This is a genomic window from Sphingopyxis indica (genome assembly GCF_032879645.1).
GTDB lineage: Bacteria > Pseudomonadota > Alphaproteobacteria > Sphingomonadales > Sphingomonadaceae > Sphingopyxis > Sphingopyxis indica.
In genome coordinates, this window is record NZ_CP076394.1 from 3,094,382 (window position 1) to 3,107,393 (window position 13,012).

The following is a 13,012-nucleotide window of genomic DNA, read 5'->3' on the forward strand; positions in this document are numbered from 1 at the left end:
CCAATGGCCCCTTCGACTCCCGATACCGACGCGATCTTCGATGCACTGATCCCGAATCGCAACGACCCCGCCGCGCTGCGCAAGCGCGTCGAGACGCTGGAATTTCTGCTCGAACGCAGCTTCACCATCCCCGGCATCAACCGCCCGGTGGGGCTCGATGCGATCGTCGGCCTCGTCCCCGTCGTCGGCGACGTCGTGACCGCGGCGATGGGCGCCTATCTGATCTGGGAGGCGCGCAACCTCGGCATGCCGAAATGGAAGCTGTGGCGGATGATGGGCAATCTTGGCCTCGACACCGCGCTCGGCGCAATCCCGCTCGTCGGCGATGCCTTCGACCTGGTTTTCCGCTCGAACAGCCGCAACCTCAAGATCATCAAGCGCCACCTCGACAAGCATCATCCCGGCACGATCACGATCGACCAATAGCCATGGGCAGCAGCGCCACCGCCCGAACCGGTCGGGCCTGTCTTCGCGATGTCGAAAGATGGGAGGCTGTGTGTCGAACCAATATACTACTACATGGAATGATGCGCGATAACCCTATCCGGGGTCGATCATCGGACAATCGGGACGTTTCCGCCATGAAGATGCTGATATCCATTCTCCTTGCCTGGCTTTTCCAATTGCCGCTATCCGCCGTCGCAAAGGAGCGCGCGGACCTGCTGATACGCCACGCGACGATTGTCGACGTCGCGGGCGCCCGGTTGGTCGCCGACCAGACGGTCGCCACGCGGGGAGACGTGATCGTCGCAGTGGGCGGCGATGCCGAGGTCGCGAAGGCATGGACCGCCAGGCGCGCGATCGATGGCGGCAATCGCTTCCTGATCCCGGGCCTTTGGGACATGCACGTCCATTTCGGCGGCGGCCCCGCGCTGGTCGAGGAGAATCAGGCGCTGCTGCCGCTCTATATCGCGCACGGCATCACGACGGTGCGCGACGCCTCCGGCGACCTGCCGAACGAGGTGCTGGCGTGGCGCGGCGACATTGCGAGCGGCAGGCTTTTCGGCCCGACGCTGCTGAGCTCGGGTCCCAAAATCGAGGGCATCAAGCCGGTCTGGAAGGGCACGATCGAAACCGGTTCGAAAGCCGACGTCGATGCAGCGGTGGCGAGGCTGAAGGGGCTCGGCGTCGATTTCGTCAAGATCACCGACAGCACGATGAAGCCCGACCTCTTCCTCTACGCGATCCGCAAGGCGCGCGCCGCGGGGCTGTGCGTCTCGGGCCATATCCCGCTCGCGCTGACGGTCGATCAGGCGGTCGATGCCGGGATCAGCTCGATCGAACATATCGGCTATGCCTATAAGGCGGGGGTCAAGGACGAAGCGACGATCGCCGCCGACTTCGCGGCGGGGCGCATCGACCGCGCCGAGGCCTATCGCCGCATCGACGCGGGCTTCGACCCCGGAACCGCCATGGCCGCCTATCGCAAGCTCGCGGCGAAGGGCGTGTTCGTGACCCCGACGCTGAACGGCAGCCGCGTCATCGCCTATCTCGACCAGGACGATCACAAGACCGACGATTACCTCGGCCTGATCGGCCCCGGCCTGCGCGCGACCTACCAGTGGCGCGTCGACCGCGCCGCCAACGCCGACGCTGCCGGAATCGCCGCGCGCCACGCCGAATATGAACATGAGGCATCGGTGCTGCCGATGCTGCAAAAGGCGGGCGTGACGATCATGGCGGGAACCGATGCGGGCTTCCTCAATTCGTTCAACTATCCCGGCATCGCGCTGCATCAGGAACTTGCGATCTTCGTCGACAAGGGGCTGACGCCGGCAGAGGCGCTTGCTTCCGCAACGCGCGCCGGTCCCGCGTGGTTCGGCAAGCTCGACCGTTATGGCGCGGTCGAGGCGGGCAAGGCCGCCGATCTCGTGCTGCTCGACCGCAACCCGCTCGAAGACATCGGCGCAACACGCGCGATCCGTGCCGTGGTGCTGCGCGGCGCCGTCTACGACCGCGCAGCGCTCGACAAGATGCTCGCCGACACGCGCTCCAAGGTCGCCGCGTGGGATGCGGCGGCGGCGAAGTAGGCGGAAAGGTTGGATGATGGACGCGCCGGCCGTCTGGTTCGGGGTGGCCATAGCTTGGCATCGCCGCGTCGCGGCGCGCGTTGGAATGCCGACCTGGCACGCCGATTATCGCCGATGCTGTTGGCAATGGCGGCATTGGAGAGCGAAGCAAGGGGTCGTGTGGGACCGAAAGCTCTCCGGGGGCTGCGCACGAACCAGGCAGCGTCAGCCGTTTTTTCCGAGATCGCGGGCGAAGGCGGCAAAGCCCGCGGTCAACAGGATTGCGGCCAGAGGCAGCGCCACGCCCGTCACCAGCGCGATCGAATAGCGCAGCGCGGCATCATCGCCGAACAGGTGGTCGGTGAGCAGCGCGATCAGCATCGGGCCAAATCCGAGACCGGTCAGATTGACGACAAAGAAATAGAGCGCGGTCACGCGTGCGCGATACGCATTCGGCGTAATCAGCTGCAGCGCTACGGTTCCGACACCATGCATCGTCAGCATCGGAAAGGCGCAGGCGAGCATCGCAAAGGCCAGCAGCGCATCGGGCATCAGTGTCGCCGCGAGCAGCGGCGGCCCGCCGAGCAGGATCGACAGGCGCATCACGCGCAGATGCGCATCGGCGACGCCGCGGGCAAAGGTCCGGTCGGCGAGCGTTCCGCCCATCACCAGCCCGGCCGCACCGCCGATTGCCATGATGATGCCGAACCACAGCCCGGCTTGCGACACATCCATGCCATAGGTGCGCGCGAAGAAGGTCGGCACCCATGCGATGACCCCGTACATGACGAGCCCGATCAGCGACATGCCGGCGAACAACGCGCCGAGCGCCGCGCGCTGCTGTTTCAGATGGGCGATAAAACCCGGGGCGGCCCGGTTGCCGGTATCCGCCTGACGCAGCCCGCGCCGCAACGGCTCGCGCACCGTCAGCAGCAGCAGGCAGACGAGGAGCCCCGGCGCGGCGACCCACAGGAAGATCGTCCGCCACGCCGCGACCGGCCCGATCAGCGGCAGATCGACCATCGGTGCAGCAAGCACCGACTGGACGACAAAGGCGCCGAGGACCATCGCGACGCCCGAGCCGAGCGGCACGCCGATCGAATAGACCGCCATCGCCCGCGCCAGCCGGTCGCGCGGGAAGATGTCGCTGAGCATCGAATAGGCGGCGGGCGACAGCGCTGCCTCGCCCACGCCCACGCCCATACGCGCGGCGAACAGGGCCGCATAGCTGCCCGCGAAGCCGCAACTCGCGGTCATCGCACTCCACAGCGCGACCCCCACGACGATCAGGTTGCGCCGGTTCCAGCGGTCGGCGATCCACGCGATCGGGAGCCCGAGCAGCGTGTAGAAGAGCGCGAAGGCGAGCCCGATCAGCAGGCTGACCGCCGTATCCGAAATGTCGAGCGCGGCGCGAATCGGCGCGACGAGAAGACTCAGGATCATCCGGTCGACGAACGACAGCGTATAGGCGAGCAGCAGGACGCCAACGACATACCATCCATAGAGCGGACGAGGCCAACCCGGCGCTTCGCCATCCGTGCCGGAAACCGGTCCCGCCTGCGATCCGCCGTTCGCGGTTCCCATCGACATCCCCTCCATCGCCCGGTTGCGCCCGGTCTTGCGTCGCGGGTCGGCCTGCTATATAGAAATACTTACTTAGCAAACTAAGTATGTAGACGATCCTGTCAAGTATGAACGGGACGCGCGAAAAACATAACAGGTGGGAGAAGCGAGATGGCACAAATCGGAAGGACCCGGTCCGCCCTGTTTCTGACCGGAGCGGCGATCGCGGCTACGCCCGTCGCGGCGATCGCGCAGGACGCTGCCGAAGGCATGAGCGGCGACATCATCGTCACCGCGCAGCGGCAGGAACAGCGACTTCAGGATGTCCCGGTGTCGGTCACAGCATTCGGCGCCGACCAGCTGCGCGAAAGCAGCATCGAAACCGTGCAAGACATTGCGACGCGGACGCCGGGCCTCGCGATCACCGCGGTCGATCCGATCAACACCAATTTCGCGATGCGCGGTATCGGCAGCGCACCGGGAATCAGCCAGAATGCCGGCGGCGATCCGTCGGTCGTCGTCTTCGTCGATGGCGTCTATGCCGGGCGCGGCGGCACCCCCGATCTCGATACGCTCGACCTCGAGCGGGTCGAGGTGCTGCGGGGGCCGCAAGGCACGCTGTTCGGCAAGAATGCGATCGGCGGTCTCGTCCAGTTCGTCAGCCGCAAACCTGACGACGAGACCAGCTTCTATTTCGACGGGACCTATGGCAACTATAGCCGCGTCGGCATAACCGCGCGGGGCAATCTGCCGCTCAGCGACAAAATCTTTCTGTCGGCGGGCGTCGCGCACAAGCAGCGCGACGGGTTCGAATATAATGAAACCACCGGCAATGACGTCAACGACCTCAACCTGACGACCGGCCGCCTCGCGCTGCGCTTCGTGCCGACCGACACGCTCGGCATCATCCTGCGCGCCGATGTTTCGCATCAGGACCAGAAAGGCAATCCGCGCCACAATAATTGCGACGCGACCTTCGACGGCGGTATCCACTGCGTCGGCATCAACCCCGACCCGCGCGTCGTCGATGCCTATATCGACGGGCAGATCAAGCGGACGATCCAGACCTATTCGGCCGAGGTCAATCTGGACCTGCCGTTCGGCACGCTGACCTCGCTCACCGCGCTGCGCAAGGTGACGTTCGATTTCGTCACGCCCTTTTTCAGCAATCCGGTCAATCCGCCCGCGCAGATCGAGTCGACGAGCTTCGGCGACGAGGACGACAGCCAGTTCAGCCAGGAACTGCGCCTGTCGTTCGACGCATGGAACGGGCGGCTGAAGGGCCAGACCGGCCTCTATTTCCTCAAGGAGAACAACGACCGCGTCGAGGGCCAGATTCAGGATTTCCCGTCCCCTGCCATCTCGGGCACCGGCATCTATCCGCAATCGGTCAATGCCCGCAGCTTCGCGGTGTTCGGCCAGGTCGATGCGGAGATCGTGCCGTCGCTCACCGCCACGCTTGGTGCGCGCATGACGTGGGAGCGCAAGAGCGGCCGCTTCGCCGGTTTCAAGGTCGACGATGGCCCGGGCGTTCCGCCGCCACTCGGTTCCGCCGACGGCTATGACGTGACGAGCAGCAAGAAGTGGAACGCCTTCACCCCGCGCTTCGCGCTCAACTGGAAGGCGAACGACGACGTGCTGCTCTATGCCTCGGTCGCGCGCGGCTACAAGAGTGGCGGCTATCAGGGGATTTCGGGCACCGCCGCCGGGGCTTCGACACCCTATGATCCCGAATTCGCCTGGAGCTATGAGGTCGGGGCCAAGACCGACTGGTTCGACCGCGCGCTGCGCGTCAATCTCGCGGCATTCCGCACCGATTATTCGGACCTGCAAATCTCGCAGCTCGTCCCGCTATGCTGCGTCGTCGTGACCAATGCGGCCAAGGCACGGATCAAGGGGTTCGAGATCGAAACGGTCGTGCGTCCGGCAGCTTGGCTCCAGCTCGACGGCAGCTATGCCTATCTCGACGCCAAATTCACCGAATATGCGATCCCCGGCCAGGATTATACGGGCAACCGGCTTCCGCGCTCGCCAAAGAACAAGGTCAATGTCGGCGGCCAGATCGAGGCGCCGGTCGGCGCGCTGGCGGCAAAGCTGCGCGTCGACTACAGCTGGGTGGACGACGCCTATTTCGAGGCGTCGAACATCCCGCAGCAGCTCTGGCCGGCGCATCAGAATCTCGATGCCCGGCTGTCGCTCGCGGGTCCCGACGACCAGTGGGAGCTGTCGGTTTGGGGCAAGAATCTGACCGACGAACTGGTGCCGACCTATGTCACCTATTTCGCGCCCTATCGCCAGATACTGACGCCCTATGCGCCGCCGCGCACCTATGGCGTGACCCTGGCGTTCAAGCTCTGACCAGCGCACGGCGACTTCGCGTCGCCGCCGCCATTTCGAAAGGATGACGATGCAGGAACCGGCTTTTCGCTATCTCTGTTCCTACCGCGCCGCTTTCACCGAGCCACAACAAATGGTCGGGCGCGCGCATTTCGGGCGCCGCATGATCGCCGCGCTGACCGGCGGGGAAGTTGAGGGCGAGCGGTTGCACGGCCGCGTGATGCCGAGCGGCGGCGACTGGGCGACGATCGACGACAGGGATACGCTGCGGCTCGACGCCCGCATCACGCTTGAAACGCATGACGGCGCGCTGATCTATGTTTCCTATCGCGGTGTCCTGCGCCCGCTATCGGTCGCGCACAAACATGCGCGCAACGGCGGGCCGCAGACCCCTGAAGAATGCGCCGAGGTCTATTTCCGTACCACGCCGATGTTCGAAACCGGAGATGAGCGCTATCTCTGGCTCAATGACATCGTCGCAGTCGGTCTCGGTGCCAGCATCGGCGGCGCGGTGCGTTACGACGTGTTCGAACTGCTGTAGGAGCCTCGTTTAGACCGGCGCATCGCCGGCTTATACCAGTTCGCCCCGACGCCGATATCCGGCGGTGGCGACCATCCCCCTCAGCAACGACTGGAAAACTCTTCCTCCGCCAGATTGGCGACGATGCGGAACAGAAGGCCGCGCAGCCGCTCCACCTCTTCGGGCGACAAACCGCGGGTCGCCGCTGCCTGCACCTCCCGCGTGACCGGCAGGAGCGTGCCGGCAAGAGCGCGCGCGTGCGGGGTCAGATAGACGAGCGTTTCGCGGCGGTCGCGGCGATTGACGCGGCGATGGATCAGCCCTTCCTTTTCCAGCCCGCGAAGCGCAACCGCCGTCGTCGCGTCCTGCATCACCAGCCGGCGGCTGAGCTCGTGCTGGCTGACGCCGTCCTCGCGCCACAATTGCCGCAGGAAAGGCCAGTGCCCGGCCGACACGCCATGCTCGCGCGTTTTCGCCTCGCGCAACATTGAAAAGGACCGAAAGACCAGGCGAGCGAGATAGCCGAGGCTGTCTTCGAAAGCCCAATAGGCGGCAGTGCGATCCGCTTCGCTGCTCGTCGGCATTGTCCGCTTCCTACGCCCGCGCGACCTCCATGACCGACCGCACCAGATCGGCCAGCAATCCGGCGAGCATGGGATCGGCGAGGCGCCCGCGCGCGTCGAAGGCGCGGTGCGCGTGCGGCACGCTGAGCTGCTCGGGCACGACGAGCGCCTGCACGGTCGTCAGGATATGGCGGAGCTGCGAAAGCCCCCGGAGACCGCCGAACGGGCTCGACGAAGCCGACACCAGCCCGAAAGCCTTGCGCCGGAATGCGCCATAGGTCTGTGGCGCCTCTCCACGGCTGGGGCACGACATCCAGTCGATCGCATTTTTGAGCATCGCCGTGACCGAGCCATTATGTTCGGGACTGGCGAGGATGACTCCCCCGTGGCTGCGAAACATCGCCTTGAGCGCGAGCGCTTCGGGCACCTCGTCGATCGTCAGCGCCTCGGCGCCGAACAGCGGTAGCGGATAATCGGATAGCGATAATCTGGTCGTCCGCAGCCCCAGATCGTTCGCAATGTCGGCGGCGCAGCCGATCAGCCGTTCGTTGAGCGATCCGGATCGAATGCCCCCCGCCATCAACAGCAGATCGCCCCGCGCCGCCGCCATGTTCAAAAATCCAGCGAGAGCTGCACCGTCACCGTCCGCGGCGCGCCGACCATCGCCATATGGCTGTTGCCGCCGAACACCGGGGTGTTGAAGCCCTGCGTCGTCGTGACCTTGTCGGTCAGGTTACGGCCGACGAGTGCTAGTTCCCACCGCCCGTCTTCGCGTCCGACCGCCAGCCGCGCGTCGAATTTGGTGAACGCACCCTGCGAGTTGAGCGGGTTCATGTCGGGCTGAAAGAAGGAGCGTGACTGGTGGTTCGCCGAAACATGCGCGAGCGCATAGAGGCGATCGGACACCGGATATCTGGCCTCGATGAAACCGCTCGCGGTCCACTCGGGCGCGCGCACGAGTCTCTCGCCGGCCAGATTGTTCGTCTGCGGCGTACAGGTCGGCGGGGCGTCATAGAGGCAGGCGCCGCCCGGATAATCCTTATAATGCGCGTCGAGATAGCCGAGGCTGCCGCCGATCCGCCAATAATCGCCGAGCCCGATGTCGGTATCGACCTCCACCCCCTGCGCGATCGCCGAGGCAGCATTGCCGGTGACGAAGGCGGTGCCATTATATTCGGACACCTGAAGATTGCTGAAATTGGTGCGGAACAGCGCGACGTTCAGATTCCCCTTTCCATCAAGGAAGCGGAATTTGCCGCCGACCTCCCACGACCGCGCGCGCTCGGAATCATATTGGAAGGTCGCGATGCCGTTCTGGATATTATAGAGCAGCAGGGCGTCGTTGGAGACGAAGCCGCCGCCCTTGGTCCCCGTCGCATAGCTCAGATAGACATAGGCGTCGGGGCTGAATTCGTAACGCGCGCGCAGCGAATAGTCCCACAGGCTTTCCTTGCGCGTTTCGGTGAGGTCATAGGGCAGATAGGTCGGCGGAAAGACCCCGTCGTTGAACGAGCGGGCGCGCCCGGTCCGCTTTTCGTGCGAATAGCGCAGGCTGCCGCTGAGCATGATCTGCTCGCTGACCGGCACCTCGAGCGAGACGAAGGGCGACAGCGATTGCCCCGTCTGGTCGAACTGGCGCGTCGACAGGCCATTGAGCGGCGCAGGGCTGCCCGCGCTCGCCGCATTGAACAGCGACGCCTGCTGGATGTGCAGGTCGGTGTCGATATAGGTCAGGCCCGCGATGAACGCGCCGCCGTCGCCTATCGGGCGCTGTGCGCGCACTTCCTGGAACAGCGAACTCGATTCTTCGGTGATGTCCGATTCGAGGAAGGTCAGCGGCCCATCATAATCCGAATTCACCCCGCCATCGAGGTCCTGCCACGCGGTCACCGAGGTGAAGGTCCAGTCGCCGACGTCGAGGTTCATCGTCAGCTCGGCCATCGTCGTGTCGGTGTCGTCATATTCGGGATTCACGGTCCGCGCGGCGCGGCGATAGCTCGGATATTCGGGGACTTCCTCCCCCGAATTGCGCACCGCGTCGCACAGCAGGCAGCCGGCATCGCCGATATAGTTGAAGACCGTCGTGCCGCCGTCGATCCGGTTCGAGCCATGCTCGACCTTGACCAGCGCCTCGAAATTGTCGGTCGGCTCCCACAATATCTGGCCGCGCACCGCTTCATAACGCGATCCGTTTTCGTCGCGTCCCGTGATCGTGTTGCTCATCGTGTCGCCGATCGCGCCGACGCGGCCGGTCAGGCGGACGCTGAGCGTGTCCGATACGGGACCCGATACCGCGCCTTCGAGATTCCAGCCGCCGTGCTCGACCTCACCGCTCGCCCGCGCAAAGCCTTCGAAGTCGCGCGTCGGGCGGCGGGTGACGACGCTGATCGCGCCGGCGTTCGTATTCTTGCCGAACAGCGCACCCTGCGGCCCGCGCACCACCTCGACGCGCTCGATATCGAGCAGCGGGTTCTGGAAGGCGCGCGAACGGCTGAGATAGACGCCGTCGATGAACAGGCCGACCGATTGTTCGAACGACAGATTGCCCGTTCCGGCGCCGAGTCCGCGCATGGTGATCGCGAAATTGCCGTTGGTGCGGTCGATCTGGAGGTTGGGGACGCTGTCCTGCACGTCGTCGAACAGCAATATGCCCTGCTTTTCGATCTGATCGCCGCCGACCACCGCGACCGAAATCGGCACTTCCTGAAGCGTCTGTTCGCGGCGCGTCGCGGTGACGATGATCGCTTCGGGATCATCGAGCGTCCGCGCGCCGGCTTCCTCCGCCTCCTGCGCGAGCGCAGGCGTCCCCAGGGCGAGCGCGAGCGCGCTCCCCCACAACAGTCTCGCAATGGTCATTTCCCTCTCCCCAACTGGATGGATCAGGTCAGCTTCAATGTCCTGTATTGCGAAGCCGGACCCGGATATTCGGCGCCATTATCTTCACCGATTTCGTCTGCAACGAGCGCATTGATCTGGGCATTCAGGCGCTCGATCAGCATCTTGTGCGCGTCCGGCCGCCACGCGAGATTGTCGATCTCGTCGGGGTCGGTCGCAGTGTCGTAGAGTTCGAGGTCGTTATAAGCGACCAAGTCTTCCCAGCGCCGCGGCACATGGTGCTGCGCCGGCGCGAAATAGCGCGCGAACTTGTAGCGCCCGTCGTGAACGCCGCGATGCAGGCGGCGCAACATCAGGTCGTTTTCGGCGAGCGGCTTCGCCTCGGTCACGCCCGGCGCGACGTCGGGCGCGTTCCAGCCATAGCGCACGGCATAGTTGAACAATATCCCCGCCGCGTCGCGCCCGGTGCGCACCGTCGGCATTGCGATCGCCGCCGACAGATCGTGCCCGACGAGCGCCGGATGCCGCTCGCGCCGCTCGGCGTCCGAAACCCCCGCCAGCGCCAGGATCGTCGGCACGAGGTCGACCGAACTGCCCAGCGCCTGCGTCGTCCGTCCGCCCGGCAGGTCGGGATGGACGACGATCAGCGGCACGCCGACATCCTCCTTGTAGATCGTCCCGCCCTTTTGCCGCATCCCGTGCGCGCCCGCGCGTTCGCCATGATCGGACGTGAAGAGGATGATCGTATTGTCGAGCTCGCCCGACGCCGCGAGCGCGTCGAGCACCGTCTTCATATGGCGGTCGGCGTCGCGGACGCAGTTCAGATAATAGTTGAGGTTGCGGCGCCACACCGCCTCGTCGCCGTGCGGCATCTTGCCGTAAAAGGCATATTCGCTCGCGTTGATCGCGGCGTGCGCGCGCGGCTTGCGCGACAGGTCGTCGGCGTAGAAGCTGCGCGGCAGATCGAAACCCCAGTCGCGGTCGTAAACCGGGTCGCCGGGCGCAGGCAGCAGCGGCGCGACGAGGTTGGGGCGCATCCGCGTCGCTTCGCCCTCGCCCGTCGCATCATAGAACATGATGTCGTGCGGATTGACGAAATTGACCGCCATGAACCACGGCGCATCCTCGCCGTCGTTGGCATAGGCGCGGAGCTGGCCGACCGCTTCGGCAGCGGTCACGCCGTCGTTGATGAAGCCCTCCCACGTCAGCCCGACGCGCTCGCCGTCGAAATTATACTGGCCGAAACCGAAGGGTTCGAGAACGTCGACCGTATTGGGAAAGATGCCCCCGGCGACCCCGCGGAAGTTCAGCCCCTTGTTGATGTTCGAAAGATGCCATTTGCCCTTGTAGGTCGTGCGATAGCCCGCCTGTCGCAGCATCGTGCCGATCGTCGGGATGGCGGGACTGAGTTCGGGATAGGGCGGCGAATTGGGGTTGGCATAGACGCCGGTATGCTGGGTGTGCAACCCCGTGTAGATGCTCGATCGCGACGGCCCGCAAGGCGTCGTGTTCACATGGAAACGGTCGAACGACAGGCCCCGTTCGCGCAGCCAGTCGTGCGCTGGAAGCGGCAGCGACGCGGGAATGTCGGCGAGTGCGCGCTCCTGGTCGTTGACGATCAGCAGGATATTCGGCCGCCCTCGCCGCCTCCGCGGCTTTGCCGGCGCCGGTACGGCGGCCTCGGCAGACGCGGCCGGCGCCGCGACGATGGCGGCCGAGCCCCCGGCGAGCAAGGTCCGCCGGTCCATTTCCATTCTCTCCCGCATCTTCGCGCCTCCCAAAAGCCGGACCGATGCATCTTCTTAGTATACTAAGATAATGCTCGCATCTATTTTTTTGTCAAGCATCTTGCGTATTATTTCGCCGCGATCAGAACACGGGCGTGTTCGGCGGCAGCCCGATCAGCGAGCGGCCGAGCAATTCGGTCGCGGCATCGAAGTCGTAAACGACGTGGCTCGCCATCACGTTGATGTCGCGCATCGCGCGCTGCAGCGGGCTCGACAGCATGTGCGCACTCGACCCCGCGCCTTCGACGAGCAGGCGCACCGCGTCGCGGCAGAGATCCATCGCGAGCGCGACCTGCGCGCGCAGCGCGATACGGTCCTCATTGCTCACCAGCCCCGTACCCGCCGCTTCGGTGAGCGCGACGTTGCGGCGCCCGACGTCGCGCAGGATCATTTCAGCGGTCTGTGTCTTCGCCGCCGCCTCGCCTAGCCGCATGTGCGCCGACGCCTTTTCGACCTGCTTGACCGTCGTGCCCAGCATCGTGCGCACACCGATGCGCTCGCGGAAATTCTCGACCGCCGACCGTGCAACGCCGACCGCCGCGATCGCGGCGGTGATGGCGAGGAACGGCGTCATCGGCATCCGGTAAATCGGATTGTGTGCGTGGATCGTCGCGCCAGGTGCGCAGCCCATGCGCATCTCGCCCATGTCCATCACGCGATGCTCTGGGACGAAGACATCCTCGCAGCGAATGTCGTTGCTGCCCGTCCCGATCATCCCGTCGACGTGCCAGGTATCGAGAACCTCGACCTCGCCCGCCGGCACCGCCAGGAACAGCTGGCGCGGCGGATTTTCCCCCGGGATCATGCCGGTGATCATCACCCAGTCGGCGTGCATGATGCCCGTGCCCCATTTCCAGCGCCCGGTCAGCCGGTAGCCGCCGTCGACCGGCTGCGCGACGCCGGGGGGATTGGTCGCACCCGGCGCGATGATGTAGGGAAAATCGCCGCCGAAGGTTTCGTCCTGCAGCGTTTCGGGGAATTGCGCGAGCATCCAGTTATGCTCGACGCAAAAGGCGGTAACCCAGCCGGTCGAGGCGCAGCCCTCGGCGATCGGCAGCATCGCGTCGATGAAGCTGTCGATGTCGAATTCGAGCCCGCCATAGCGCCTGGGCACGAAGTGATAGAAGACCCCGGTCTTGCGGATCGCGTTCCACACCGCGTCGACCGGGCGCCGCAGCGCCTCGCACTCGGCGGCATGCGCCGCGACGAGCGGCTTGAGCGCAGTGGTCCGCCGCACCAGCTCCTCGGGAGTCAGCGCCGCGAGCTCCTCGCGCGACAGCCAGTCCTTCTCCTTGGGAATGCGCCGGTCGGCGAACGCCTCTTCGTCCGCCCGACGCGTCTGAACCGCTATATTCATGCCTCGTCTCTCCCAGCCGGCCCGAATCGGCCTGTCGAGAC

10 protein-coding genes are annotated in these 13,012 nt (G+C 65.3%); 4 read left to right on the forward strand and 6 right to left on the reverse strand.

Going from position 1 to position 13,012, the window contains the following annotated elements; all coding sequences use genetic code 11:
• Window positions 1–3: 3 nt before the first annotated feature.
• Entirely contained in the window at window positions 4–426 is a 423-nt protein-coding gene (locus KNJ79_RS14530; protein ID WP_089214977.1) for a DUF4112 domain-containing protein, read from the forward strand.
• A 155-nt stretch (window positions 427–581) separates the two neighbouring features.
• The gene (locus KNJ79_RS14535) at window positions 582–2,030 is read left to right on the forward strand and encodes an amidohydrolase family protein (protein WP_317151619.1); all 1,449 of its coding nucleotides are present in this window, start codon (window positions 582–584) and stop codon (window positions 2,028–2,030) included.
• Window positions 2,031–2,234: 204 nt separating this feature from the next.
• Here the strand turns inward: KNJ79_RS14535 and KNJ79_RS14540 are convergent, their stop codons facing one another.
• Entirely contained in the window at window positions 2,235–3,593 is a 1,359-nt protein-coding gene (locus KNJ79_RS14540) for a spinster family MFS transporter (RefSeq protein WP_170935446.1), read from the reverse strand.
• Between the two features lie 150 nt (window positions 3,594–3,743).
• On the opposite strand from KNJ79_RS14540, the gene KNJ79_RS14545 reads away from it, so the two are divergent.
• Window positions 3,744–5,930 (forward strand): TonB-dependent receptor, encoded by a 2,187-nt coding sequence (locus KNJ79_RS14545; protein WP_317151620.1) that lies wholly within the window; start codon window positions 3,744–3,746, stop codon window positions 5,928–5,930.
• A gap of 49 nt (window positions 5,931–5,979) precedes the next feature.
• Complete coding sequence (locus KNJ79_RS14550) at window positions 5,980–6,450, forward strand: DUF3237 domain-containing protein (protein WP_170935447.1); 471 nt, start codon at window positions 5,980–5,982, stop codon at window positions 6,448–6,450.
• 80 nt (window positions 6,451–6,530) lie between these two features.
• On the opposite strand, the gene KNJ79_RS14555 is transcribed toward KNJ79_RS14550, so the two are convergent.
• From KNJ79_RS14555 to KNJ79_RS14575, 5 genes are all read right to left on the reverse strand, one after another.
• Window positions 6,531–7,013 (reverse strand): MarR family winged helix-turn-helix transcriptional regulator, encoded by a 483-nt coding sequence (locus KNJ79_RS14555; RefSeq protein ID WP_317151621.1) that lies wholly within the window; start codon window positions 7,011–7,013, stop codon window positions 6,531–6,533.
• Between the two features lie 10 nt (window positions 7,014–7,023).
• Window positions 7,024–7,602, reverse strand: coding sequence for an NADPH-dependent FMN reductase (locus KNJ79_RS14560; RefSeq protein ID WP_089214983.1), 579 nt, complete (start codon window positions 7,600–7,602; stop codon window positions 7,024–7,026).
• Between the two features lie 2 nt (window positions 7,603–7,604).
• Entirely contained in the window at window positions 7,605–9,848 is a 2,244-nt protein-coding gene (locus tag KNJ79_RS14565; protein WP_317151622.1) for a TonB-dependent receptor, read from the reverse strand.
• Between the two features lie 23 nt (window positions 9,849–9,871).
• Window positions 9,872–11,593, reverse strand: a complete 1,722-nt coding sequence (locus tag KNJ79_RS14570; RefSeq protein WP_317151623.1) for a sulfatase-like hydrolase/transferase — start codon at window positions 11,591–11,593, stop codon at window positions 9,872–9,874.
• Between the two features lie 103 nt (window positions 11,594–11,696).
• Window positions 11,697–12,971 (reverse strand): acyl-CoA dehydrogenase family protein, encoded by a 1,275-nt coding sequence (locus tag KNJ79_RS14575; protein ID WP_317151624.1) that lies wholly within the window; start codon window positions 12,969–12,971, stop codon window positions 11,697–11,699.
• Window positions 12,972–13,012 lie beyond the last annotated feature (41 nt).

Coding starts and splice junctions, on each gene's coding strand:
- KNJ79_RS14555 (WP_317151621.1), bottom strand. CDS start 7,013: ATGCCGACGAGCAGCGAAGCGGATCGCACTGCCGCCTATTGGGCTTTC.
- KNJ79_RS14575 (WP_317151624.1), bottom strand. CDS start 12,971: ATGAATATAGCGGTTCAGACGCGTCGGGCGGACGAAGAGGCGTTCGCC.
- KNJ79_RS14530 (WP_089214977.1), top strand. CDS start 4: ATGGCCCCTTCGACTCCCGATACCGACGCGATCTTCGATGCACTGATC.
- KNJ79_RS14535 (WP_317151619.1), top strand. CDS start 582: ATGAAGATGCTGATATCCATTCTCCTTGCCTGGCTTTTCCAATTGCCG.
- KNJ79_RS14545 (WP_317151620.1), top strand. CDS start 3,744: ATGGCACAAATCGGAAGGACCCGGTCCGCCCTGTTTCTGACCGGAGCG.
- KNJ79_RS14560 (WP_089214983.1), bottom strand. CDS start 7,602: ATGGCGGCGGCGCGGGGCGATCTGCTGTTGATGGCGGGGGGCATTCGA.
- KNJ79_RS14565 (WP_317151622.1), bottom strand. CDS start 9,848: ATGACCATTGCGAGACTGTTGTGGGGGAGCGCGCTCGCGCTCGCCCTG.
- KNJ79_RS14570 (WP_317151623.1), bottom strand. CDS start 11,593: ATGCGGGAGAGAATGGAAATGGACCGGCGGACCTTGCTCGCCGGGGGC.
- KNJ79_RS14540 (WP_170935446.1), bottom strand. CDS start 3,593: ATGGGAACCGCGAACGGCGGATCGCAGGCGGGACCGGTTTCCGGCACG.
- KNJ79_RS14550 (WP_170935447.1), top strand. CDS start 5,980: ATGCAGGAACCGGCTTTTCGCTATCTCTGTTCCTACCGCGCCGCTTTC.